This window comes from Faecalibacterium sp. Marseille-P9312, assembly GCF_902497445.1.
GTDB lineage: Bacteria > Bacillota > Clostridia > Oscillospirales > Ruminococcaceae > Faecalibacterium > Faecalibacterium longum.
Genome location: NZ_CABVEW010000008.1, coordinates 1 through 24,746 on the forward strand (window position 1 = coordinate 1; position 24,746 = coordinate 24,746).

General features: G+C 53.5%; 21 protein-coding genes, 2 tRNA genes and 1 rRNA gene. 4 read left to right on the forward strand and 20 right to left on the reverse strand.

Translation table 11 applies throughout. The features are described from left to right. The first annotated feature begins 19 nt into the window (after window positions 1–19). From rrf to F3G95_RS07560, 3 genes are all read left to right on the forward strand, one after another. A 5S ribosomal RNA gene (gene rrf / locus F3G95_RS07550) occupies window positions 20–136 on the forward strand. A 7-nt stretch (window positions 137–143) separates the two neighbouring features. Continuing rightward, window positions 144–218: transfer RNA gene (locus F3G95_RS07555), tRNA-Glu, on the forward strand. Window positions 219–221: 3 nt separating this feature from the next. Next, window positions 222–297: transfer RNA gene (locus F3G95_RS07560), tRNA-Lys, on the forward strand. A 156-nt stretch (window positions 298–453) separates the two neighbouring features. Here the strand turns inward: F3G95_RS07560 and F3G95_RS07565 are convergent. From F3G95_RS07565 to F3G95_RS07655, 18 genes are all read right to left on the reverse strand, one after another. Beyond that, complete coding sequence (locus tag F3G95_RS07565) at window positions 454–1,851, reverse strand: site-specific integrase (protein ID WP_149794478.1); 1,398 nt, start codon at window positions 1,849–1,851, stop codon at window positions 454–456. 12 nt (window positions 1,852–1,863) lie between these two features. Further along, window positions 1,864–2,178, reverse strand: coding sequence for a helix-turn-helix domain-containing protein (locus F3G95_RS07570; RefSeq protein WP_149794479.1), 315 nt, complete (start codon window positions 2,176–2,178; stop codon window positions 1,864–1,866). Window positions 2,179–2,389: 211 nt separating this feature from the next. Continuing rightward, on the reverse strand, window positions 2,390–3,682 hold the full coding sequence (locus tag F3G95_RS07575) for a virulence-associated E family protein (RefSeq protein ID WP_243130320.1): 1,293 nt from the start codon (window positions 3,680–3,682) through the stop codon (window positions 2,390–2,392). A 56-nt stretch (window positions 3,683–3,738) separates the two neighbouring features. Beyond that, the gene (locus F3G95_RS07580; RefSeq protein WP_243130322.1) at window positions 3,739–4,761 is read right to left on the reverse strand and encodes a hypothetical protein; all 1,023 of its coding nucleotides are present in this window, start codon (window positions 4,759–4,761) and stop codon (window positions 3,739–3,741) included. A gap of 724 nt (window positions 4,762–5,485) precedes the next feature. Further along, a complete protein-coding gene (locus F3G95_RS07585) occupies window positions 5,486–5,821 on the reverse strand; it encodes a hypothetical protein (RefSeq protein ID WP_149794481.1) in 336 nt (111 codons plus the stop codon). A 1,064-nt stretch (window positions 5,822–6,885) separates the two neighbouring features. Next, the gene (locus tag F3G95_RS07590) at window positions 6,886–8,160 is read right to left on the reverse strand and encodes an SLC13 family permease (protein ID WP_149794482.1); all 1,275 of its coding nucleotides are present in this window, start codon (window positions 8,158–8,160) and stop codon (window positions 6,886–6,888) included. A 483-nt stretch (window positions 8,161–8,643) separates the two neighbouring features. After that, entirely contained in the window at window positions 8,644–9,270 is a 627-nt protein-coding gene (ttdB, locus tag F3G95_RS07595) for a L(+)-tartrate dehydratase subunit beta (protein WP_005940583.1), read from the reverse strand. After that, window positions 9,270–10,169 (reverse strand): L(+)-tartrate dehydratase subunit alpha, encoded by a 900-nt coding sequence (gene ttdA, locus F3G95_RS07600; RefSeq protein WP_149794483.1) that lies wholly within the window; start codon window positions 10,167–10,169, stop codon window positions 9,270–9,272. The genes ttdB and ttdA overlap by 1 nt, the downstream gene beginning before the upstream one ends. 68 nt (window positions 10,170–10,237) lie before the next feature. Further along, complete coding sequence (locus tag F3G95_RS07605; RefSeq protein ID WP_149794484.1) at window positions 10,238–11,506, reverse strand: SLC13 family permease; 1,269 nt, start codon at window positions 11,504–11,506, stop codon at window positions 10,238–10,240. A 426-nt stretch (window positions 11,507–11,932) separates the two neighbouring features. After that, a complete protein-coding gene (locus tag F3G95_RS07610; RefSeq protein ID WP_143406171.1) occupies window positions 11,933–12,553 on the reverse strand; it encodes a DUF1847 domain-containing protein in 621 nt (206 codons plus the stop codon). Between the two features lie 19 nt (window positions 12,554–12,572). Then, on the reverse strand, window positions 12,573–13,217 hold the full coding sequence (locus F3G95_RS07615; RefSeq protein ID WP_005940691.1) for a GntR family transcriptional regulator: 645 nt from the start codon (window positions 13,215–13,217) through the stop codon (window positions 12,573–12,575). Beyond that, complete coding sequence (locus tag F3G95_RS07620) at window positions 13,195–13,773, reverse strand: GntR family transcriptional regulator (protein WP_149794485.1); 579 nt, start codon at window positions 13,771–13,773, stop codon at window positions 13,195–13,197. The genes F3G95_RS07615 and F3G95_RS07620 overlap by 23 nt, the downstream gene beginning before the upstream one ends. 202 nt (window positions 13,774–13,975) lie before the next feature. Next, a complete protein-coding gene (locus tag F3G95_RS07625) occupies window positions 13,976–14,224 on the reverse strand; it encodes a DUF6061 family protein (RefSeq protein ID WP_149794486.1) in 249 nt (82 codons plus the stop codon). Window positions 14,225–14,792: 568 nt separating this feature from the next. Continuing rightward, window positions 14,793–16,181 (reverse strand): site-specific integrase, encoded by a 1,389-nt coding sequence (locus F3G95_RS07635; RefSeq protein ID WP_149794487.1) that lies wholly within the window; start codon window positions 16,179–16,181, stop codon window positions 14,793–14,795. Window positions 16,182–16,197: 16 nt separating this feature from the next. Next, complete coding sequence (locus F3G95_RS07640; protein ID WP_149794488.1) at window positions 16,198–16,512, reverse strand: helix-turn-helix domain-containing protein; 315 nt, start codon at window positions 16,510–16,512, stop codon at window positions 16,198–16,200. A 42-nt stretch (window positions 16,513–16,554) separates the two neighbouring features. Further along, window positions 16,555–17,820, reverse strand: coding sequence for a plasmid recombination protein (locus F3G95_RS07645; RefSeq protein WP_149794489.1), 1,266 nt, complete (start codon window positions 17,818–17,820; stop codon window positions 16,555–16,557). A 376-nt stretch (window positions 17,821–18,196) separates the two neighbouring features. Continuing rightward, window positions 18,197–19,513, reverse strand: coding sequence for a phage/plasmid primase, P4 family (locus F3G95_RS07650; protein ID WP_149794490.1), 1,317 nt, complete (start codon window positions 19,511–19,513; stop codon window positions 18,197–18,199). Window positions 19,514–19,586: 73 nt separating this feature from the next. After that, the gene (locus F3G95_RS07655; RefSeq protein ID WP_243130324.1) at window positions 19,587–20,189 is read right to left on the reverse strand and encodes a CHC2 zinc finger domain-containing protein; all 603 of its coding nucleotides are present in this window, start codon (window positions 20,187–20,189) and stop codon (window positions 19,587–19,589) included. Between the two features lie 446 nt (window positions 20,190–20,635). Between F3G95_RS07655 and F3G95_RS07660 the strand changes: the two genes are divergently transcribed. Beyond that, on the forward strand, window positions 20,636–21,451 hold the full coding sequence (locus tag F3G95_RS07660; protein ID WP_097839210.1) for a helix-turn-helix transcriptional regulator: 816 nt from the start codon (window positions 20,636–20,638) through the stop codon (window positions 21,449–21,451). Between the two features lie 290 nt (window positions 21,452–21,741). Here F3G95_RS07660 and F3G95_RS07665 read toward each other — a convergent pair whose 3' ends face one another. Then, window positions 21,742–23,355 carry an ABC transporter ATP-binding protein gene (locus F3G95_RS07665; protein WP_015565741.1) on the reverse strand — a complete coding sequence of 538 codons (1,614 nt, stop codon included), beginning with the start codon at window positions 23,353–23,355 and terminating at the stop codon, window positions 21,742–21,744. A gap of 129 nt (window positions 23,356–23,484) precedes the next feature. Continuing rightward, a complete protein-coding gene (locus tag F3G95_RS07670; RefSeq protein WP_149794491.1) occupies window positions 23,485–24,735 on the reverse strand; it encodes a radical SAM protein in 1,251 nt (416 codons plus the stop codon). Window positions 24,736–24,746: the final 11 nt, after the last annotated feature.

Genomic DNA, 24,746 nt, shown 5'->3' on the forward strand with positions numbered 1-24,746 from the left:
ATACTTAGCTAGTCATATGGTCGGTGACGATGACGGTGAGGTTCCACCTGTTCCCATTCCGAACACAGTAGTTAAGCTCATTCGTGCCCAAGATAGTTAGCTGGAAACGGCTTGTGAAAATAGGTAGCCGCCGACTTTTATATGGCCCGTTGGTCAAGCGGTTAAGACAGAGGCCTCTCACGCCTTTAACATCGGTTCGATTCCGGTACGGGTCACCATATGCACCTCTAGCTCAGTTGGTAGAGCAACTGACTCTTAATCAGTGGGCCCAGGGTTCGAGTCCCTGGAGGTGCACCAAATTTTGAACGTCAAATCGTAAGATTTGGCGTTCTTTCTTTATGTAGGAAAGCGGCTGCACACTTTCTGCACACCGTTTGCACATTTGCCCGAATTAGGGGCTTTTCTGCGCAAGGTTTGCACAGCCTGCTTTCCTTTGCATAAAAAGAAGAGAAGTTAGGCAAACAAGGCTCTCGTCAACTCTCTGCGTTCGTCTGCGTCCATCAGCCGGATGGCTTCAAGAATCTCCTTACCGGAGATTTTTGTTGCCGCCGGCTTTTCATTTTGCCGGGGCTGAGGTGCTGCCGGGGTCAGGTCTTGGGAATAGAAGTTCGCCTCGATCTTCTCGGTCAGCTCCAACCGGGGCTTGTCCTGCGTGTGGGCGTAGGTGTCCATCAGGACAGATGCGGTGGCGTGACCCGTATTGCCCTGCACCGACTTGAAGTCACCATCCGACTGCAAGAGCTGGTAGGTGGCACTGGAGTGCCGCAGACCGTGGAACACGATTTGCTCAAACTCCGGGTGTTCGGTTCTCCACAGGCGATACCATTTTGTCAGTAGCTCCGGCGCAATGGGCAAGCCGTCCGGGAGCCGGAACAGCTGCCCGCAGTTGCTGTACTTCTCTGGGACGTTCTGCTCGTCCTGTTTGAGCTTTTCAAGCCATGCAAGAAGCTCCTCTTTCAAGGGCTTGGTCATATACAGGATGCGGGTGGACTTCTTGGTCTTGGGCTTTTTCAGGATGAGGGAGGACTTGCTGCCCTCCCGCCTGTCTGGGAAGGTGTGGTAGACCTGATTGGGGTCGAGCTTTTCCAAAGCGTCCTTGTTGGCTCGCTGCATGGTCTTGCTGACTGAGATGGTGCCGCGCCCATCGGCGGCATCAAAGTCCAGATCACTCGGCTGCAAGCCGAGAATTTCGCCCTCACGGAGCGAAAGGATCATGCTCATGTGCACCGCCAAATGCAGGGCAGGGTTCTCGATGGTCTGCAACGCTGCCAGCATGGTTTTCTCGTCCCAGATGGTGCGCTCCTCGATATTGACCTTGGGGGCATCACGGGGCAGGGGAATCTTGTGGATCAAGTCCCATTCCACCGCATAGGAGAATGCGGTCTTGAGCAGCGTGTGGACTTCGTGGATAGAGGTGCTGGACAGCAGCCGCTTTTTCTGCGTCTCGGAAAGTTTCTGCTTGATACCCTTCACATACTGCCCGCAGGGGGTCTTGGCAAGGGTGGCATAGAACTTCTCGATGTCATAGGTGCGCAGCTCCTGCACCTTCCGCTTCCCGATATACGGCACGATAAGGTTCTGCACCATCGCCACGGACTGGGTGTAGGTCTTGGGGGACCATTTGTGCTTGGTGGACTGGATCGGAATCCACTTGTACAGCATTTCCTCCACCGTCATGGTGTCGGGGACGAGGAACGTGCCGTCCAGCAGTTCTTTCTCGACCGTGATCTTTCGCTCCTGCGCCTCCTTCCTGGTCTTGAAACTTTCCCATCCCTCGCAGGGTTTGCCGGAATGGTCTTTGTACTTGTAACGGACGGAGTAGGAATCTCCGCGCTTCATGATAGATGCCATAGATTACCTCCTTCAGACCGCTGCAAACCAGTTGTCGAAGCTCTGCTTGTTCACCCGGATGCTGGTGCCGATGCGCAGCACCCGGAAATCTTTCGTGGTGTTGCACAGGTTGTACGCCGCACGGGGAGAAATCGCCAAAAGCTGGGCGATTTCCTCTACCCGGTAAACAAGGGGTTCGAGCTTGGCTGCTTTGGTCTGGTCAGAAGATTCAATGGCAGGAGTTTTGGACGCTTTCATTGTAACCGGGTTCGAGTCCTTTTGCAAGGACTTATTCGTATAATCTTTAGGTTTCACATCTTCGGTCGTGTCAGGCCGATTCATATTCATAGGCAGACCTCCAATTCCTTGTAACCGAACGCCTGTAACCGGGTAGGAAAACTCTCTTTTTCTGCACACAGGCCGTTCGATGCACTTTATACTTTTTTTATCTTTTTAAGGTTACATGGTTACAGAAAGAGGAAAACGTAGCAGTCGTGCGGCTTTTCCGCCGTAACTGAGTTGTAACCGAATCTGTAACCAGACGTGTAACCACTATCCATCAGAAGGGGAAGTCCAGCTGCTGGGCTTCCGCATCCGTTATTTCGGAGAAATTTTCAGCCCCGGTTTCGGGGCTGGTTACGCGCTCCCAGCCTTTCTGAACGCCGTACTTCGGGTAACGCTTGGCGGTCTTGTGCGCCTGCCAGCCTTGAATATCGCCGCGCGAAATTCCGGTGTTCATGATCTCGCAGATAGCACGGGTCTCCCACTCTGCCGGGATATTGGTGTTGCCCAGCGCCTCCGCATAAAGCTGCTTGGAACACACCCGGTCACCCGTGTAGTCCTCCAGAAAGGCGTAGATCATGCCAGCCTGCGCATCCTCCTGCATGAAGTCCTGCTGATGGGCTTGCAGGGTTTCCTGCATGGCAGGGCTGAACGCCAGCTTATAATCGCTGCTGTTGTAGATGGTCATAGCTTCTGCCCAAAGCTGGTCGATATAGGCACGGGATTCTTCCTCGTTGTCCAGAATGTGGACTTCAGCCAGTTCCGCATCCACCGGGATGGGAATAAAGCGGCGGTTCCCTGTGCGGTCACGGGGCAAAAAATCCTGCCGGTTGGGCGTGCCAGCAAAGACGCACTGGCGCAGACGGTCGGCAGGATGGGTCTCGTAGGGGGCTTTATAGGGTTCTTTCTGTTTGCTGAGAAAGCTCTTGATCTCCTCGATGCTCTTGGCGTTGGCGGTGGCGATCATCTCCGACATTTCGATGATCCAGTGGCCTTGCAATTTGCGGTACACGTTGTCATCGTCCAGTCGCCGCAGGTCATCCGAGAACCACTCGTCCTTGACTGCCAGCAGCCGGAAGAAGGTGGACTTTCCTGCACCTTGCCCGCCCACCAGACAGAGCATGGTTTCAAATTTACATCCCGGCTGGAACACCCGCTTGATGGCTCCCAGCAGGAATATCTTCATGGCTTCGCAAGTGTACTCGTCCTCCGCAGCACCGAGAAAATGGTGCAAGACGTGGGCTATCCGTTCTGTTCCATCCCATTTCAGGCCGTTCAGGTAGTCCCGGATGGGATGGTAGCGGTTCTCGTTTGCAACAATACGGATAGCAGATTCGATCTTCTTTTCGCTGGAAATGCCGTATTTCTCCATCCGACGCAGGATATACTTCATGTCGGTGTCGCTCAGCGTCTTGCCGGAGCGGGGCCAACCTACAGGCTTTACAATGTCGATGCGCTCGCTCAACAGGTTCAGCCGGATGGCATCGGCCAGCACATGGTCGTTCTGCAAAATCGTGATGCAGTTTTGGATCGTCCGCTGGATCTCTCCATTGGAGTGCTTGGTCAGCATCTCTTTCACATCTTCAACGGTTCGGGGAGCACGTTCTTCTTGATTGACTTCTTTGCTCAATAAACATCACCTCGTGTTTCTGACTTTTCGGCGGTAGGCGGGACAGATGGCTTCCGCTGTGCCTGTTCTGCCTGCAAGCGATTCAGCAGTTGCAGAACGGAATCCCGTGCTTTCTCCTTGACCTGTTCTTTGCCTTTCTGCCGAACTTCCGGCTTCAGCAGCTTCTCTTGCAGACGTGTAGCGGTGGTCTGCATAGTCTTGAGGAACTTGTCCAGCACGGTGTCCAAACGGTGAGCGGCGTACTCTCTCGTGGCCTGCGGAGCTTTGCGTTCCGGGGACAGCACCCACTTCTTCGTGTCCTCGATCATCCGCATATCCTCTTTCCGGGTCTCAGTGCGCACCACGTCCGTCACGACCTCCACCGCCTTGTCGTAGGCTGCTGCTGAAACATCGTCCAGCAGGGTCTCCATATCCGAAACTTTCAGGGTCAGCTCGTCCAGCTTGCTCTGCTGAGCGGCAAGCCGCTCCTTCTGCTTGGCAAGGATGAAGTCCTGCTTTTCCAGATATTTGCGGTTTCCGTACTCCGCTTCTTCTTCAAGATCCAGCCCGTGCCGCTTGGCGATTTCAAACAGCATTTTCCGGCAGGCGGCATCAAAGGTGATTTTGCGATTGTTGCGGCGGCTGAGGGGCTTGTCCGGGTCGGGCAGCTCGAAGCCCAGTGTTTCCAATGCCTTTTCCTGCTGAGGAGCGATCTCGCCGTACTTGTTTTCGCAGTCGAACACATGACGCTCGTGGATGTGGGGTGTGCTTTCGTCCAGATGCAGTGCCCAGTCCAGCACATGAACGTGTTCGCCATACTTGGCTTTGAACTCCTCAATGAACTCTGTGACGAGATTGAGCAAATCCTCTGCGGAGGCGTGTTCATCCAACGTTCCGAGCTGATAGATGGTTTCTTCCGGGCAGGTTTTCTTACCTGCAAGCAAGTCCTCTATGGTTCGATTGCGCTCGGTGTGGCGAATCTTCGCATTGCGGGCGTTCTGGTTCTCCACAAAGTGAGCGTAATGGATTTCATAGAACATCTTCTCCACATCGCTGAATGCGGCAGTCTGTTTATCCTTGTCGGATGCAGAACGGATGCCATGATAGCAGTCCCAGTAGATGTTGCCCTTGGCTCGTTCCGGGTCGATGTGCTCACTGTTAGCAAGGTTGAAACTGCGGTCATTGTGCTTGGGGTTGTAAGTGCCGTGTGCTCCGGCTCGTCCGTTGTGTCGTGTTAATTTCAGCTAGACATCCCTCCGTTTCAACAGCTTGGCGGGGAAAGCGCAGCAGCGGAGCTGCTGGATCTGCCGCCGTTTTGCGCCAGATAATACCCAGTAGGATATGACGCACAGCATCATATCACTGGGGCAAAGGACTGCATCCTCTGCACTCTTGCACCGGGCAAGCTGTCCCGATGGACAGCTCGTCCGGCTTTTTCAGTGGGCCATTTTGACCCACTGATTCTGTTACGGGTAGAATCAGGTTGTCCTCTTGGCAACCTGATTTTCAACGACCTTGAGGCGATACGGTAAAATCAAGTGCCGGGTAGCGGCACCTGATTTTTACGGAGTGGGGGGTGACGTGTTACAGATAAAACCGAAGTTCTCAAAATGATAACTCCGGTGGCTTCGTTACGGCTAAAATCAAGTTACGGAAAGCGGAACTTGATTTCAGAGGACAGCCCAAATTCCCACTGTGGGGATTTGGGGGTGAGCAATTAGGCGTTACGGTAAAGTGGTATTTTCCAAAATGGGAAGCACCCCTTTACAGGATAGAAGCAGCATTCGCTTTACGCTGGCGGTAGCCTTTCTGCCGACAGGCATTGCTGCAATATCTGGCATCTGCCCGGATCGGTAAGAACTGCTCCCCGCAGCAAGCGCAGGTGTACGTTCCACGTTCGGCACGCTTTTTAAGGCTTTTCCGCAGATTCAACATCTTGTGACCGCAGGTCTGAAAGCTGCAATATTTGCGGTTTCGGGTCTGGGTGTAGATGACCTTGCGGCAGTATTCACACTGGATTCTGCGCACACTGGGGTCGCCATCAATGAAATATTCCATCAGAGTGTCCTGATTTTCGCGTTCCCATTGTTCTGTTGTCATAGAAATCCTCCTTTGGTTGTTACGGGTGTGTGGTGGATAATGAAAAGCATTATTTGCCCAAACGTTACAGATGCGTGGCGGTTATCAAAATGGTAACAGCCACTTTCGCACAATAAAGCGTTACGATTGTCTGGTTGGTGATCAAAAATGATCACCAACTAAAATCTGTGCGTTATAGCTGGGTGGTAAGTGGACAATTTGTCCATTTACCACTTCCAAGTGGTGAGTTACGGTTTTCGTAACCCACCACAGAACGACCGTGTTACGGTCATTTGGTAAGTACTAAAAAGCAGCACTTACCGGATTTCACCGTGGCTTGACAAAATGTCAAGTCGAGGTCAGCTGTAACACGGACAGAGTCAATGTGCTCAGTTTGAACACATTGAATTAGGTTGCGACAGTTTACCTCATGTAGACAAATTGTCCACATGAGGTGAGCCGTAACGCATAAGGTTTTTCTGGTGAATGACTCTTTGTGTCATTCACCACATCAACTGGCCATTTTGATCAGTTGATATTGGGTGCGCCGTTCTCCCTGCATGGCTTTCCTGCCCCCTTCCGGCGGCGTTTTCCGGCTCTCCCTTGCGGGGTCGTCGCCGGGTATCCCATGCAGACGGTCTTTCGGTTTTCAAGGTGCGGTGCTGGATTTGGCAATAAAAAATCGCCACACAACAACCTGAACCTGACCATCCCTTCCGAGATGGCCTTGGTTCGGGTTCGTTATGTAGCGATAGAAAGTTAAAAACTTGCTCCGGCTCCTTCGGGAGCCGAGCTGGAACTCTAAGTAAATATGTTATATTAAATGGTTGGGACAGATTACCACAAAAATCGAGCCATGTCAACAAAAAGTTTTGAAAATACGATACTTTCGGCAGCTTGCAAGAAAACACAAGGAAAACTTTGGCAAAAAGAGAGAGGGCCGGACGGTGCCAGCCCTCTTGACAGAATTATGAGATGCTCAAAAATTTCTGCTGTTTTTATTGCGGTTTTCAAAAATAACGCTGAACAGAACGGCATATTTACGATATGCAGTTTGCGCATACTACTGCGGTGGGAAAATAGAATCAGGCAAAAGGATAAAGTGTCGGCAGGAAAAATACGGACACGACGATGAGGATGAGCGCCAGAGGGGTACCACACTTGAGATAATCCTTCAAGGTGTATCCGCCCGGCTCGATGATCATGATCTGGCAGGGAGCTGCCATGGGGGTCATGATGGACACACAGCTGGCTGTGATCACGCCGACCACGGCAGCACGGGGGTCTACGCCCATGCGGATACAGGCGGAAGTGACCAGTGGGATGAAGATGGTCAGGGTAGCCAGATTGGACATGACCTGTGTCAGAATGAAGGGAACAAGGAAGAACACCAGCATAATGATGTACGGATTGGTAGTATCGCCCAGCAGGCGGATCATCCAGTCTGCCACCACATCGCCTGCACCGGTGGTCTGGATGGCGTCCGACAGAGCCAGCACACCGGCAAACAGGAAAATGGTCGGCTGGTGGATGGAGTTGAGGGCTTCCTTCTCGGTCAGCACACCCGTCAGCACCAGAGCGGCAGCGCCGATGCAGGAAGTGAGATACATCTTGACACCAATGACATTTTCCAGCAGCATCATTGCAATGGAGACCAGAACGATCAGGACAGCCAGTTTGCGCTTGAAGGGGCTGAGTTTTTCGCTCTCAGAAGCCGGATGTGCTGCATCTGAAAACTGCTCGTTGGGAATATCCGGCATCAGCTTATAGCCAACAAAGGTCATGTACAGGATGGCAATGGTCAGCATCGGGATGCGCGCAATGGTGAAATCCCAGATGTGCAGCGGTGTCGGTGCGCCGGCCTGCATCATGACATCGTTCCATGCCATGTTGGAAGCACCCTGACCGAGAAAGGTCATCTGGGTGGCAATGTTGGCACAGGCCATAGAAGGATACAGCAGCTTGCTGCGGCTCACGCCGATGTCGTTCGCAATGCCTACCAGCAGCGGGATCATGATAGCGGCAGTTGCGGTGGCACTGGTGATGGCGCCCAGAAACGCACCTGCCACACAGGAAAGAAAGATCAGCATCCGCATATTGTCCTTGTAGCGGATGACCAGACTCTGGGCTTTGTCAATCAGGGGCGTTTTGGTCAGCCCTGCACCGATGACGAACATGGCTACGAACATGACCACGTTCGTGTTGATGAAGCCGCCAAAGGCCTCGGCAGGGGTCTTGATGCCGGTGAGGATCAGCGCCAGAATGATGCCGGTAGAAATGACCGAGAACGGGACTTTACCGGATACAAAGGCGATGATCGTTACAAGCAGGATGACCAGTGTGATCTCCAATGGGCTCATTTGGGTTGTCCTCCTGTGGATTACTTCCACCTTGCAGATGCAAAGCAGTGGCACTTGAATGTTTATATTTGATAATGTATCCAATAAACAAGAAAAGAATACACCGAAAGACCACGCTTGTCAAGGGATTTGTTATACTTTTGTCGAAAAATACAATTTTCCAAAGGAACTTTATATAAGGTGTGTAGAACAAAAAGAACGGTCAAGATCTTCTTTGTCTGCATTTTTTTCGTGCACATATTTGACCGCAAATAGCAATACCCCGGATGCTGATATGGCAGACAGCATCCGGGGTGTTTTGCGGAGAAGCAGGATAAGCAGGGTAATGAAGATAGGAGTAAATGATAAGAAGTCTGTTGGATCTGTGAAAGCAAATATGGTTGTTAGAATTAACGTGATAGTGAGTTCATTTTAGGAGAAGAAGCTTTTGATGGATGGTTGCTCTCCGCAGGGTATAGGCAACGCTGGCTTCGCAGTTGGATCTTATTTGATGAAGCCAACATGCTTGCAAATTTCCTCGACGGCCTTATCCTTGCGCTGATTGAAGATGACCTTGTTCTCTTCGAACAGGTTGCGGCCCTCAGCGTCGATGGAAACGATCAGGGGGCCAAACTCGTTAACATGGCAGTGCCACAGAGTTTCCGGCATACCGAGGTCACGCCACTGGGCCTCGACGATCTCCTCCACCTCAGTGGCAGCCACAACGGCGTTACCGGCAGGGAAAACACAGTGGATGGCGCCGAACTCCTTGCAGGCGCGCTCGGTGTTGGGGCCCATGCCGCCCTTGCCCACGATAACGCGGACACCGGACTTCTGCACGAACTCATACTCGAACTTCTCCATACGCATGGAGGTGGTGGGGCCCACAGACACCATCTCGAACTTGTCGTCCTCCAGAGGGCGAATGATGGGGCCGGCGTGGAAGATGGCTGCGTCCTTCACGTCCACAGGCAGCGGGCGGCCCTCTTCCACGAGGCGGCGGTGCGCCACATCGCGGCAGGTGGTCAGGTCGCCGTTCAGGTAAACGACATCACCGATATGGATGTCCTTCAGGTCTTCTGCGGAGACCGGAGTGGTAAGAATTTTCTTTCCGTCTTTGATGGTCAGCATTACAAAGTCACCCCCGAATGAGTATCAATGGTGTAGTTCAGATCTTTATCAAAAATGATGTGGCCGCGGCGATGGCTCCAGCAGCCCACGTTGACGGCAACGCCGATGGCAGAAGGATGGCGGGCAGTGTTCTCAATGTGCACGCCCATGACGGAGTACTTGCCGCCCATGCCCTGAGGGCCAAGGCCGATGGAGTTGATGCCGTCTTCCAGCAGCTTCTCCATATAGGCTGCGCGCTCGTTCTCGTTGTGGCTGCCCAGAGGACGCATCAGAGCCTTCTTGGACAGCAGAGCAGCGGTCTCAACAGAGGTGGCAACGCCCACGCCCACCAGCAGCGGAGGGCAGGCGTTGATGCCGTAGCTGGTCATGACATCCATGACGAACTTGGTCACGCCTTCGTAACCTGCACCGGGCATCAGCACCATGGCCTTGCCCGGCAGGGTGCAGCCGCCGCCTGCCATGTAGGCGTAGATCTCGCACTTGTCGCTGTTCGGGATGATATCCCACCACACGGTGGGAGTGCCCTTGCCGACATTGCGGCCGGTGTTGAACTCATCGAAGGTCTCAACACTGTTGTGGCGCAGGGGCGCTTCGAAGGTGGACTTGACCACAGCCTCCTTCAGCAGACCCTCCACCTCACCGATGAGGGGGAAGTCCACGCCGCACTTTACCCAGAACTGCAGCACACCAGTATCCTGGCAGCTGGGGCGGTTCAGCTCCTTGGCCAGCTTCTGGTTCCGCTTCATGGTCTCGTAGATGACCTTGGACAGCGGTGCGTCCTCCTGTGCGCCCAGCTCATCGAGCTTGGCAATGATGTCGTCCGGCAGCACCTTGGCGATATGGCTCACAAAGTTGGCCATATAGGTCGTCATCTGCTGCACCTGTTCCTGTTTGTTCATTCCAATGCCTCCTTAGCTTTGGTACATTTTGCGCGTTGGTTCACTCATATTCAACGTTCCTGTCCGCTTTACTGCGGAAAGAACGGGAATGCGATGGGAAGGATCACCATGCTGACGACCGTTGCGATGAGGATGAGGGGCAGGCCAGCCTTGGCATAATCCTTGAAGGTGTACCCGCCGGCGGAAACCACCATGGTGTTGGCAGGCATACCGATGGGCGTTGCGTAAGCGCAGGAGCCGCCGATGACACAAGCCATCAGGACTGCGCGGGGGTCGGCACCCATGCCCTGTGCGATGCTCAGGCAGATGGGAACCATCAGGGCGGTGGTTGCGGTGTTGGACATGAAGTTGGTCATGACGCAGCAGAGCAAGAAGACCACCAGAGTCAGGACGTAGGGAGAGGGATTCTTGCCCAGAGCGCCGATGACGATGTTTGCGATCTCTGCGCCTGCCCCGGTCTTATCCAGTGCAGAGGCCAGAGACAGCGTACCACCGAAGAGGAAGATGGTCTTGAGGTCGATGGATTTCAGGGCGTCTTTCTCGGAGATGACACCGGTGAGGATCAGAGCCAGCGCACCGATACAGCCGGTGATGCAGAGTTTGATGCCGATCTGCTTTTCAAAAATCATGCCCAACAGGGTGAGCACGAGGATGACGAAGGAGAGCACCTGTTTCCACTTGGGAACATTGCTGAAGTCCTGCTCGCCGCCGAAGGAGTCATCATCGGAGACGGGGTGGTTGGGCAGCAGCTTCATGCCAAGGGTGGCGTAGAAGAGGATGCCGACGGCGAGGATGGGCAGGCCCACGATGGCGTACTCGAAGAAGCCGAAGGACATCCCGATCTCACCCAGAGCGCTCTGGGCGATGAGGTTGCCCGGTGCGCCGATGAGGGAAAGGTTGCCGCCCATGGCCGCTGCAAACACCAGCGGCATCAGCAGCTTGGAGCGGGCATAGCCGGACTTTGCCGCAATGCCGATGACCACGGGAATCAGGACGGCGGCGGTGCCGGTGTTGGAGAGCACACCGCTCATCAGGCCAACGATGACCATGATAGCCACGATGAGGCTGCGCTCGGATCTGGCAAAGTGGGTAACAATGCCGCCGATCTTGTTGGCCGTACCTGTTTCAAACAGGGCACCGCCGACGATGAACATGGCGACGAACAGGATGACGTTGCTGTCGATGAAGCCCGCAAAAGCAGTCTTGATGTCCAGAACGCCGGTGACGACCAGACCGATACAGACGATCATGGACGTTACGCCGAGGGGGATCTTCTCAAACACGAACATGACGACCGCGAAGAGAAGAAAGAGTAGGGTGATGGTTGCTGCTGACATACTGGGGATCCTCCTTTAATGAAATATAATGTATCCATTTCATCAGAGCAAAACAGCCCTGACTTTCGGAACGCCCCAGCTGCACCTCGTTGTGCAGAGTCTTTGCCGCCGTGCTGTGCCCTCACAGCCCTTTTTCGTTCTGGAAGGATCTGCCCGGAACCTTAGAATTCCGGGAATCTCGGCAGCGTCTTTTTAAAATTTTTATATCTAATCTGTGATAATGTATCCACTTGACGACACGAGAATACACCCAAAACAAAGAATTGTCAATCCCTTTTTTCGAGTTTTGTCGCATTGCACGGATTGTGTACCAATTTTTGTGCACGCCAGACAAACAGTAGGATACAAGAAAATCTTCCTCCGCCGCCTTCTGCAAAAAACGTGCGATCTCCAAAGCAGATGGAAATCGCACGTTTTATCCTTCTTTTATTCCAGCCGCTTTTTGAAATACCCCTCGGCACAGTAAATGGCACCGCAGGGATTATGCGCCAGAACGCGATCCTTGGCCACCAGCGTTGTGACCATGGCATCCGAATACTTATAAAACATCGAGTCGTGTCCCACACAAAGTCCGACCTCAATGTTGAAATCGGTGTGCTGTTCGTTCAGAAGCTTTGCCTGTGCGATGGGGTTGCACATGGCCTCAAATTCGCCGGGGTGGATCTTGACCTCTTCCGGGATGCCCACTTCTTCTTTGGAGATGCCGCCGGTCTTGCAGATGACCGACACCACCTCAAACCCCTGCGCACGGAGCAGGTCGGCCACGATGCGGGCTTCCTTCCGCAGACCTTTGCAGAATGCAAGACCCAGCTTGTGGTAGCCCATCCGCTTGCAGAACTCCACCGTCTCCTTCAGGCGGGGCCATTGACAGTAGCCCAGCCCCTCAATGGCCGAACAGTTGACGTAGAAATCGTGATTCTCGGGCAGATCGTAGCCGGCGCGGGCGGCCTCCATCACCGAAGCATTCCGCATGGGGCAGTTTTTGGGCATCTTTTCCGGCGCGTTGTTGGCGCAGGCCAGAACCGTACAGTTCGCACAGGTATACACTGTCTTGTCCTCCCTGATTTTATAAATAATAGGTCAGCGCATCGTCCATGCTGCGCAGGATGTGCTTTTCCATTTCAGCCCGTGCGGCCATCGCATCCCGTGCTTCCAGCGCTGCATAGATCTTTTTATGCTCGCTCTGGGAGTTGAGGGCATAGTCCAACTCGCTCATCTCCACGCCAATGGACAGGCCGTTCCACAGCTCCGAGAGAAGGTTGCGCATTTTTTCATTGCCGGAAGCTTCCCAGATCTCAAAATGGAAGGACTGGTTGTAGTCAGTATAATTTCCGGCCTGCTGAAGAGAAAGAGCCTCCTCTGCAGTATCCACGCAGTTTTTGATTTTGGACAGGTCGGCATTGTTCTGGCAGCAGAGCATACAGGCGGTGCCTTCCAAGGCAGCGCGCAGCTGGTAGTGCTCCCGAATCGTTTTTTCCGTTACGCCCAACACAATGGCGCACTTGTTTTGCTTGACTTCCAGCAGACCGTCACGGGCAAGGATCTGAAAGGCCTCTCGCACCGGCGTGACCGACACGCCCAGTTCCTGTGCGGTGTTTTCCAGCGTGAGTTCTGCGCCCTCCGGGATGCTTTTTGAGATAATGGCTTTCCGCAAAGCGGAAGCTACCCGCTCGCGGGCAGGCAGCAGCTTAATGGGTTTCAGTCCCAGCATATTGACTCCTTATCGTTAAAATCAGATGCAGCAGTTCTTCTTCATAGGCGTTCCATGCATCCGGCACATCAGGGGAGCCCTGACGGTCCAGCATCAGCAGGCGGGCAAGCCGGTCGTTCACCGGCGTAGGACGTGCGCTCACGGCAAAGGCAATGTAGGTCTCCTGGATGCTCTCCAGCAGCTTGCGATGTAGCGGATAGGGTAGGACGGTCCGCAGGGTACGGTGCTGCAGCATCTCGCCGCCTGCCAACATAGTATCCTGTGGCAGCGCACGCATAGCCTGCCGTTCCAACTGAGCCCCCAATGCCAGAATTTGGCGCAGTGTCTCTTCGGTCAAATCTGCCGCTTTTATCCGATTGTTGGGCAGGCGGATGATAAGCCCCTGATATTCAAGAATCATCAAGGCCTCCCGCACCGGCATCCGAGAGACACCGAGACTCTCTGCCAGTTCATTCTGGGTCATTTCAGTGCCCGCCGGGATCTGCCCAGATAAAATGGCCTGCTGCAGGGCTTCCACCACACCGCCGTTTTTCTTCTGGATGCCGATATACTCCATGGTGTCCTCCTACAAAATGTCTTTTTTATATTGTATCCAATTGTGTGGTAAAAAGCAAGACTTCCTTTATGACAAACAAAAATACCCGGCAGATTCTTTATGAAAAATCTGCCGGATATAGACCGGATGCCCTTGGGGCGTTCCATTCTGAAAAATTGCAGGGCAAATGCAAGCTGTGTTAACTGTTATGTAACTTTGTCAATCAATCTTCCATTCTTCCATGGTCACAGCCAAGTGACAGGTAGTGCTCAATCTCCCCTCTCAGCACAAGCTGGGCATACTCCAAAGACTTATTGTATAGCAGCCAGTCCAACTCTGCCCGCTGCGTCGGAGTATTGCCGTACTCGTCCTCGATGGCGGTGCAGTCGATGGCAACGGTGGTGCCATCCTCGAACCGGGCTTCCACCCGGTTGGTGTCCATGTTGTAGCGGCAGGAAAGCAGTTTGTTCATAAGGAACCCTCTTTCTATATTAAGGTGATGTCTGTTCGATTGTCCAAATCCCTGCCATGAATCGTAGTTGTTGATGTACATTTGATGCTTGGTCTAAACAGATAATATCGTAGCTGCCGTATCGGGCTCGAACCCGGCCATTTTTCCGGCTTTGCATAAAAACTCAATGCCTGTTTTAAGGGGCTGATTTTGGTTCTGCACATTTTTGCACACTTTTTGCACACCGGAACGGCTGGATAACGGATGCAAGAGAGGGTAACAGGTGCAAAGGATGCAGCAGATGCAAAACGCAAATTTACGATAAAGCGATAAAAACAACGAATTTATGCAATTCTAAAAATTGACGATTGTTGCACGTTGGTTTCTCTTAATCAGTGGGCCCAGGGTTCGAGTCCCTGGAGGTGCACCAGATATTGAACGTCAAATCGTAAGATTTGACGTTCTTTTTTGTTATGTAACCCCGAAAAATCGGGGCTTGCACGGTCAATGCGTTTCTGCACGGTTGGTGTTTTCGTGGGAATCCTCTGCATGGGCTGGAATTGCTTTGAAATGCGTGGTAAATTTTGCATCAGGTCAGCAGAGCCAGACGGAGCTGCGCCTTTACTTCGGGGTCTGCGTTCTTCAAAAGTTCCAGCAGAGCAGTCATGGAGATAGTCGGTTCGCCTGCGGCGGGTACAGCCTGCGGGCTGGGGCTTTCCTGTTTAGCATAGAACCCTTCCTCAAATTTCCTGCCCAGCTCTACACGGGAGGACTGCTGGATATGGGCGTAGGTGTTCACCAGCATATCTGCCGTGGCGTGTCCTGTGGTGCCCTGAACGGCTTTCACATCGCCGCCGGAGATCATCAGCTGATAGGTTGCACTAGAGTGCCGCAGACCGTGGAACACGATACGAGGGAACTCCGGGTGTGCATCCTGCCATTTGAGGAACTTCTTGCGAATCAACACAGGCTCTACCGCCAGACCGTTGGGCAAACGGAACAGCATTCCACTGTCATGGTAACGTGTTGGGTCTTTCCTCTCGTCTGCCGCCAGCTGCTTCAGCCACTTCTTCAATTCCTCTTTCAGAGCAGAGGTCATGAAGATGGTGCGGCAGGAAGACGCCGTTTTGGTACTCTTCAAAATGAGGGAAGTAGTGCTGCGTTCCAGCTTGTCCGGGAAAATCTTGATGATGCATCCATCGTCTGCTTGTTTCAGGGCTTCTTTTCGCACCCGCTGCATGGACTTGTTGATGCGGAAGGTTCCGATGCCATCTGCGGCATCAAAATCGAGATCTTCCGGGGTCAGACCTACGATCTCGCCCTCTCGCAGTGCGCCCACCAGAGTGAGATGGACTGCCAGATGCAGGATGGGGTCCTCCATGCTGTCCAGAGCCGCCCGCATTTCCTCTACCGTCCAGATGGTGCGCTCCTGTGTGGATTTCTTGGGGCTGTCCACGGGAACAGGGCTTTTAACAAGAATGCCCCATTCTACAGCGTACTGGAAGGCTGTACCCAGCAGCCGATGCACCTCGTGGATGGTGGTGCCGGAAAGGAACCGCTGCTTCTGCTTTTCGGTCAGTTCCTGCTTCTTTCCCTCGATATACGAGCCACAGGGCGTTTTGCTCAGGGTCGTATAAAGATTCTCCATGTGATAGGGTCTGAGTTTCTGCATCTCCATATCACCGATATAGGGGATAATCAGATTCTGGATGGTGGAAAGGTTGGATTCGTAGGTCTTGGGAGCCCACTTGTGTTTGCTGCACTGCTTGGGCAGCCAATCCATCAGGAACTCTGCCACCGTCACCGAGGACGGAATCAGGAATGTGCCAGCCGCCAGCTCGTGTTCGATCTGCTTTTTTCGGTTCGTTGCCTCCTCTTTGGTGGGAAAGCTCTCCCATTTGTCGCAGCTCTTGCCGTGCTCATCTTCGTAGGTGTACCGAACGCTGTAAGAGTTGCCGCGCTTCGTAATATATGCCATACTGTTTGCCTCCTTATCAAGCTGCCCGGTTGAGCCACGCATCGAAGCTGTCCTTCGGCACACGGATGCTTCCACCTACCCGCAGGACACGGAATTCGGTGGTGCTGTTGCACAGGTTGTAAGCAGAGCGCAGGCTGATGGCCAGCATTCGTGCGATCTCTTCCACCGTGTACACCAGCTTCGTGGTTGCTGGGCTGTCAGTCGGAGACTTGACGGCATTGGTTTGAGTGACCTCTTCCATTGTAGTGGGATTCGAGTCGTTTGACAAGTGCTTATTCGTATAATCGGAAGATTGCACAGGGACGGTCATAGAATTACGGTCAAAATCCATAAGCATTTCTCCTTATATTGTCATATCATCTAAAAATTCAGCTTAAAGTTCTACATCTTGCCCACGCTTGCGGTTTTTCTGCTGCTCATTCATGGTGCGCTCCTGCTTGGGGGCAAGAATCTTTTCCAGAAAGCCACGCACCAGTTCGGGCGCACGGTGGAGAGCATCCAGATAGGGTTTCACGTCGTACCACAGGTCGTGGTACTTGTTGCTCCAACGAACGGCCTCCTTCTTGGCGGTGGAAAGTTCTTCTTTCAAGCGGCGGTTCTCCACGTCCATCATATAGCCGTGGTCGGCTTGCTTTTTCAGCTTGGAAAATTCTTCTTCGGTCAGCGAGTAGTTGCCGAGGAAGGTGCGCTTGCCGATATAATCCAGATCGCGCGCATGAATGAGGGCTTCTTTCGTGAGCGTGGTCTTTTTCTGCACAGCGGCAAGCTCCTTCTCTTTTTTGGAGAGAGTCTGACAGGTTTTGGCAAGCGCCTGTGCTTGTTCATCGGCTTGTGCGGTCAGGCTGTCCAGACGCTCCTGCTCCCGCTGGACTTTGAACTGAGTGACAGTCAGGTGCTCTTCGGTGCTGCCGCGCTCACCGCGCTCCACATCCGTGTACCCGGCGTTGCGCATGTAGTTGAAGAAATCGTCTTGCAGGACGCTGTACGACTTCTTCAGGACTGGCTTGCCGTTCTTTTGCAGCACAGGCTTTCCGGCATCGTCCAGCAGGGGCTTGGATGCCCACTTCTTGCTTCGGCTGACCTGCATGACGGTCTCCTTGACGGTGCCGACCAGTGCCTTGTCCTTGCAGCGTTTCGACCAGAGGATTTGCTTTTCCACCACAGGCACATAGACCACATGAAGATGGTAGTGGTAGACCTCCCGGCCTAATGCTTCGGTCATGGCGCGGTTGATCTCATCGGCGTGCATGACTGCCGAGAGGATATACTGCTCACCACCCACGATCTGAACGGCTGCTTTGTAGGCATCCTCATAGAACTGCTTGGCGAACTCGTAGCCACCGTGATTGTCAAAATAGGCCGAGTTGACATCAAAGACAAGCTCGCAATAATGGGTGGCATCCGGCTTCAGGCCGCGCGTGGAAATGGTTCCGGCGGCTTCCAGTTGGGCGAATAGGTCGGTGTAGCTGGCGGTTGGCTTTTTGAAGTGGACGTTCCATGAGGTGCGCTGGGGGATAATGTCGGGGTTTCGATAGCTGTCCTTTTCGCGTTCATTGTGCTGCTGGGTGTTACCAACTGCCTTGTCCGAAACAGCGAGATTTCGGACACTGGTGCGGTCAACGCCATCGTTTCTTGCCAAAGGGCATCCCTCCTTTCAAGGCTCATCGAGAGGTGACGGGGAACGAAGATGCACTTCTTCGGAAGTGTAATAACCCACTATAACACTTTCATCCCTATGGGCTGCAAAGTGTAGTGGGCTCTTCGAGGACTCTCCGAGGGGGAACGTCTCCTGCGGGAGAGCTACTATCAAGTTCGCACAATGCGAACTTGATTGCTCCGTACGCATCTGAAAAAATTGCGTACGGACTTCAAATAACCTGTACGGTCTGTACGGTGTACGGAGACGCGAAATATAAACGATGACGCGTTTTAATTTACTTCTACTTGCCGTACGGGTGCGTACAAGTACAGACCGTACAGGTTGTACGAACTTCTTCCGTGAAAAAATGCACTTTTTACGGACAGGGGTGGACAAGCGGCTCAATGCCCACGAAACCACGCACCCTGCGGCCACCGGGCAGATAGATGTTGTTGGTGGCTTCAAGGTTGTAACGGCGGTCATTCTGGCGCAGTTCGGCGCTGAAACGGATTGCCGATACGCTGTGACAGGCGTTGTCCTCGCACCACTGCTTATAAATGTCGTAGAACTCCTTGGAGCTGATGGAGTAGTCCGCCTTGAAGCGGAAGTAGCCTTCGGACTCCATAAAGTCGATGATGTTGTTGCTGCTGCGCTTGATGGTGTCCACGTTGGCCGCGGCTCGTTCGCTGACCGTGAAGCGGAAATCGTTCTGCACCAGCCGGTGCAGCCCTTCCAGACACCAGAGCAGGATGCCTTCCAACTCGGCGCACATCTTCTCCACAAGGAAGGGGTCATCCGTGCGGTCGGCAGGCTTGTCCTTAGTGGTCAGGATGAGCTGGCGGCGAAAGAAACCGTCCGAATGGTCGTACAGCGAAGTCAGCGCACCGTTGCCGAAACAGAGGAATCGGGCGTAGATGTCCCGCTGGTAGCTCTGGACACCCTTGCGCTCCAAGTCCAGCTTGGCTTCGGCGGTCACGATGGTCTTGATATAATTCGTCTTGGGTAGGGCGTTCATATCCATATCATCGTCGATCATCAGCAGGCGGCGTTCCAGATCAGCGCGGGCAAATCGATTGTTCTCCACTTTCTGGACGCTGCCGTTGCTGGCGGCATCTCCCATGAGCCGCTTTAGCACCAGCCCGATGCGGGATTTGCCCTCGCCGCCTTTGCCGACAATGAGCATCATCTTTTGTCCCTTGGTGCTGGGGATCAGGCAGTAGCCCAGATATTCCTGCAAGGTGGGGATGTCGGCATCGTCCAGCAGCTCGTGCAGGAAAGTTAGCCAGCGGTCAGGGCTGGCGGCTTTGGGGTCATACCTCACCGGCAGGCGGTTCTGGCAGAACAGGCGGCTCTCCTGAAAAGAGCCGTCCGGCAGATGGTACACGCCGTTCTGGAGGTGGATGCAGTCCTGTTCGATGGGGAACGGGTCGGAAAAAGCCAGCAGCTTGATGGTCTCCAGAATGTTGGTGACTTTTTTGGACAGGCCGGAGGTGACATATTCCTCGATGTTCTCCAAGATGCGCTGCTTGATCTCGCTTTCGTCCTCCACCGGTCCGTCCAGCGTGTATAGCGTTCCGTTGACGCATTTCAGCGGCCACTGTTCCAGAAAGGCACGGCCAAACTGGACTTCATCGATCTTCTTACCGTTGTACCAGTCCGGCCATAAAGGGTTGCGGGAAATGTTTTTCTTCATGTGGTGGTTCTCCTTTAGGAAAGTGAAGTGGTAGGTCTCACGGTGAGACCTACCACTTCAGGTGAATAAATTATCAGGCGCACTTTGCCAGAGCAAGGCGGTCGGTGCGCTCCTCCAGCATCAGCAGGTACGACCCGGACAGCAGCTGTGCGGCGGCAGCGGCTTTCTGCTGGGGTGTCCCAAATGCAACGCAGTCCGTCAGGTGCTCGACGGTCTCGGTCATGTGGAGAGCTTCCACGAACCGCTCGTCCAGCGGCTCCTCCGGGGTGGTGGGCTTGTAGCGCTCTCGCCAGTCGTGCAGCAGGTCGAGATAATCGGTCAGCACCCGCAGGCAGTAGGCGATGTCTGCCCACTGCTCGTCTGTCAGGCCACGCTTGGGCGGCGGCAGAGCGATGGCATTGGCGGGCGGCTTGTCCGGGTCAAGCCCGAAGTCACTTGCGAGCTTCTCGGCGGCTTGCCGGGGGTTCAGGTCGAACAGTTTGGCGGTGAGGTCGATGGCATCTCCGTTGGCCCCACAGCCAAAACAGTAATAATAGGTGTCGTTCAGCTTCATGCTGGGGTCGCTGTCAGAATGGAACGGACAGCACACCATGCCATGGCGGTCGGGCTTCATGCCGTACATCTCTCCCACCTGCCGAACGGTGATGGAGGACTTGATCTTTTGATATAAACTCAAAATTTCTCCTTTGGTCAAAGGTTTTGGCACGGATCGTTTTGATCCCTGCCACGTTCAAAGTCACCGGGGTCCCCCAAATGGGAACTTCGGTGAAGCCGGTCTCCCTTGCTGCCTCCCGACAGGAAATCTTTTTGGACTCTGTGTCGGCCCTATGCAGGGCGCTCGCTCCCCCGATGGGAGGTCTTGGCGGTCTGGGCAGTTCGGACGGTCATTCTGTTGTCAAGGTTCGGTTATATGATTCGGGAGGGCTTTTACGGGAAGCCCTTAATATGTTCGCTGCTGGGGAGTGATATGTTTTCCTTCTGTCTATAGGATAGCACCTCCATGGCTGCTGTGCCGTATATCCATAATGTCGGAAAACAGGTGCAGAAACTGCAAAATTCCACGCTTATGGACAGGAACCGCCGGAAGTGGTATACTGTGCAAAAAACATCGGAGGTGCGACCATGAACATCAAGCTGACACTGGGAGAACGGCTCAAAGACCTGCGTGTGGAGCGGAGTCTGAAGCTGGAAACGCTGGCAGAGCAGACGGGTCTGTCCAAATCGGCATTGTCGAAATACGAGAGTGACGATGTGACCGACCTCAGCATTTATGCGGTGACAACGCTGGCTGAGTTCTATGGCGTGACCACGGACTACCTGTTGGGCGTGACGGAAAACAAAAAACGCCCAGATGCAGTCCTTTCGGACTTGCATCTGAGCGATGGCGCAGTGGACGTATTAAGGAATGGGAATTTCAATCATCGGCTGCTGTGTGAACTTTTGGAACATCCCGATTTTTCCCGGTGGATGACCGACCTTGAGATCTGTGTGGACGGTCTGGTCAGTGACCGCATCCGGGATATGAATGCCATGGTGGAAGCCACCCGGCAGGAACTGGAAAAGCGATACCATGCCGATGCAGAGGACCTGACCATGCGGACGCTGAAGGCGGCGCAGATCAACGAGGACGAATATTTCGGGCAGATCCTCTATGATGAGCTGGCGGCGATCCTGAAGCAGATCAAAGCGGCACATGGGACCGATAAGACCACGTCGGACGGCGCAGCGGTCGAGCAAGCGAGGAAGCAGCTTGAAAATGCACAGAAGTTTGAAGGTTCTCCGTTGGAAAAGAAGATGAATGTCCTGATGGGACAGATCGGCATCGACTATTCCAAGCTGACGAAAGAAGAACAGATGACCTTGCTGCGAGTGTTCAATAAATCCTCTATGTTAAAGCACCGCACAAAGGCCGGGATGCGGGGCAAATACAGACGCTGATTATTTACCTTGCGGCTTATAGGGAAAAACGCTGCTGCGGCAGGAAGGAGAACGTACACCATTGGTTCCTCTGCAAGCCTGCGCTGGGTGGGCAGAAACCATTAGCTGCCATCCCCATCCGCGCATCCTTCTGCCGCAGAATAGGTGCTTGCCGGAGCTGCTCGCAGCCCCTTTTCCGCATCAGCCGGAACCAAGGTGTAACACACTAGACTTTGCAAACAAAGTCGTGTGCCACGAAACCCCGGCACGGTTTCTTTGGATTCTTCCGGCTATTGCGTTGCTTCCCGGTTTCAGACAATAGAAGATGCGGGCGTCAACTCGTACACATGATCGAACTGGGCTTTACGTTCGTCGCTCAGGTGATGGCTAATCAGGATCAGGGTCAGGTCAGGGTTGGACAGCAGGCTCTTCTCCACGATGTCGGCGTTCTTCTGGTCCAGGGCGCTGGTGCCCTCATCCACCAGCAGGATGCTGCGGTTATGGATCAGAGCACGGGCGATGGCCACGCGCTGCTTCTGGCCGCCCGAGAGGGCGTTGCCTTCCTCGCCCACCGGCGTATCCAGACCCTTGGGCATATTGGCAAGGTCGCCTGCCAGGGCGCTGTCACGCAGTGCCTTTTCCATCTGCTCGTCGGTAAAGTGCTCACCCAGGGTAATGTTCTCACGGATGGTGGTATTGAACAGGAACACATTCTGTTCGATGTAGCTCATTTTCTGCTGGAGCTGCTCGGGCGTGTAATCCCGCACGTCTCTCTCGTCATAAAGGACCTTGCCCTGGTAGCCGGGCAGCCAGCCCAGAAGAATCTTCAGCAGGGTGCTCTTGCCGCAGCCGGAGGGACCGGTGAGGGCGTATTTGCCGCCTTTCTTGAATTCCGCGTTCATGTGGACCAGGATCGGCTTCTTTTCATCGTAGCCGAAAGAGACATCCTTGACCGTAATGCCTTCCTGCAGGGTAGGCAGACCGAAATCAGGAAGCTGCGCCTCGCCGGCATGGATGGTAATCTTATCGAAATAGGGCTTGCTGGCCGAGAAGGACACTGCAAGTTTGGACACCTGGTTCAGTCCATTATACACGCCGGCGCAGATGGTACCGGTGCCCATAAAGGTGGCCAGAGGAATCATATCATTGAGGATCAGGACACCCAGCAGGATGACAACGGCCACTTGGCAGACGGCGCTGACATAGGCCAGACCACAGCCGATGCCGTCCTTGTTGATGGTCAGTTTGTACTTGGCCTGCTCCATGCTGTCGCTGGCTGCATCGACTCCGCTGGTAAACCGTTCATCCTTGCCAAAGAAGCGAAGTACATCGTAACCTGCCAGCAGATCCTTGATTTTACTGACGCTGTCAGCCTGGCTGGCGGCACAGGCTGTGCCAACGGTTCCCAACCGTTTGCTGAACAGACGAGGAACGAAGATCATAACCAATGCGATGACCAGAGAAATCACCAGAAGCAGCCAATGAATGGATGCCAGTGCAACGATGCCGAACACCACCTGTGCCGCAGAACCCATGATGGTGAAAAACGGAGTCCAGGCCATCTGCTCAATCTGGTTCACGTCGTTGGTAAACTGGGAGAGGTACTCGCCGCTCTCCTGCTTATGATACTCCTGATGGGTCTTGTGCAACAGGCCCGCTGCCATATCCCGGCGCAGAGCGTTGTTCATCCGGCGCACGGCCCGGCCCTGGAAGAAGGTCTCTGCAATCAGGCAAAGGACCACGGCCAGCCAGGTCAGCAGAAGAAGAATGATCCGAATGGTGAAAGCCCGCAGATCACCGTCCAGCAGTCCCTGGGTGATCTGAATCTGTACCAGACTGGTGCAGACCTGCAAACCATAGGCAACAACCATACAGATGGAGGCCGCTGTAACAGTGGGCCAGCACTTTTTGAGATAATACTTCATGATTTCCACCTCTTCTGTGATCGTTCCATCTGTCTCTATGAACAGTGGATTGTGTGCTTTGCTCTTTCTGATTCAAATTGTAGCACACAGGATGAGGAATAAACATATCGTTTTGCGTTAGTTAACTGATTACACACATTCTGATTTTCTATAGAGGCAAACTGTCTTTCCATCAATAATTTCAGACTTTTTGCACTGCATATTCATGCAGCGCAAAACATTCCGGCAGCTACGACACTCGGGCTTCAGATCAGAAAAGCTCCACCGGCAGTTAACCTCCGGGTCGATCACAATACCTTTTTCGGGATCAACCCAACCTAACTGGTTTTGCGGGTGGTCAAGCGCCACAGTGCATTTGCCAATTTTTCCATTGGCCCGGAATACCATGCTATGTGGATAGGAAGCGTAGCACACCTGTGCAAGGGCTCCGTTTCTGTGGTTATGACACGACATCCCGATCTTATCCAGATATGCAACATGTTTTGCTACCAACACATCTTTTGTATCCTGATGAAGGATGGATAGACTGTGGATGCCTTCACCACCCCAGTCACCAACAGCACGAACAAGTACGGCGAAGCGTTTGTCATGCCCAAACAGACGGTACAGATAATCATACCAACTGTAGTCCTCATCGTCGGCCAGAATATTGTGGCGCAGCGTGATATGAAAGGAATACTCTGCCGGCGGCAACTTGGAAAGAGAGGCCAGATTGTTAATGATGGTCTGCAGGGTTCCTTTGCCGGATACATGGGGCCGAGTCTTGTCGTGATTCCAACCATCAATTGTAATTTGATAGCTGGTGATCCCTGCCTGATAGAACTGCCGAAATAGCTTGTCATTCAGCAGATAACCATTGGTGGTCATATTGGCAGCATAGTGAAAGCCATACTGTTTCTGCAGATTTTGCACAATGTTGGACACTTCCAGCACAGTGTCTTTGCAAAGAGTAGGTTCACCTCCAAACCATGCAAGTATGACCTGTTTATAGCGCGGCGCTTGTGCAGTTATATACTCCTCAATTCGGTCCAGTGTGTCACGAGTCATACTGACCGCATGGTGATCTTCATAGCAATATGGGCAGCGGAAATTGCAGCCTTCCGTCGGCATCAATGTTACCATGAAGATATTATCCAGCAAAGATCTCACCTGGTGCAGCGCATGGTCCAGTTCTTCCTCGGTTACCAGAAGCTCTTGCTCATGCAGATAGCGTGTCAACGGCGTATTCAGTTCCGCACAGACGCCGCAACGGGTGAGATTGATGAACTCCTTCTGCAGGCCATGATCGGTCAGCCGGACGGTATTGCGATACAATTCTGATGTAATATAAATAGCATCTTCTTCCGTGCGATAGGTCACATAGCTGGGTACTGTATACATATTAGCTCCTC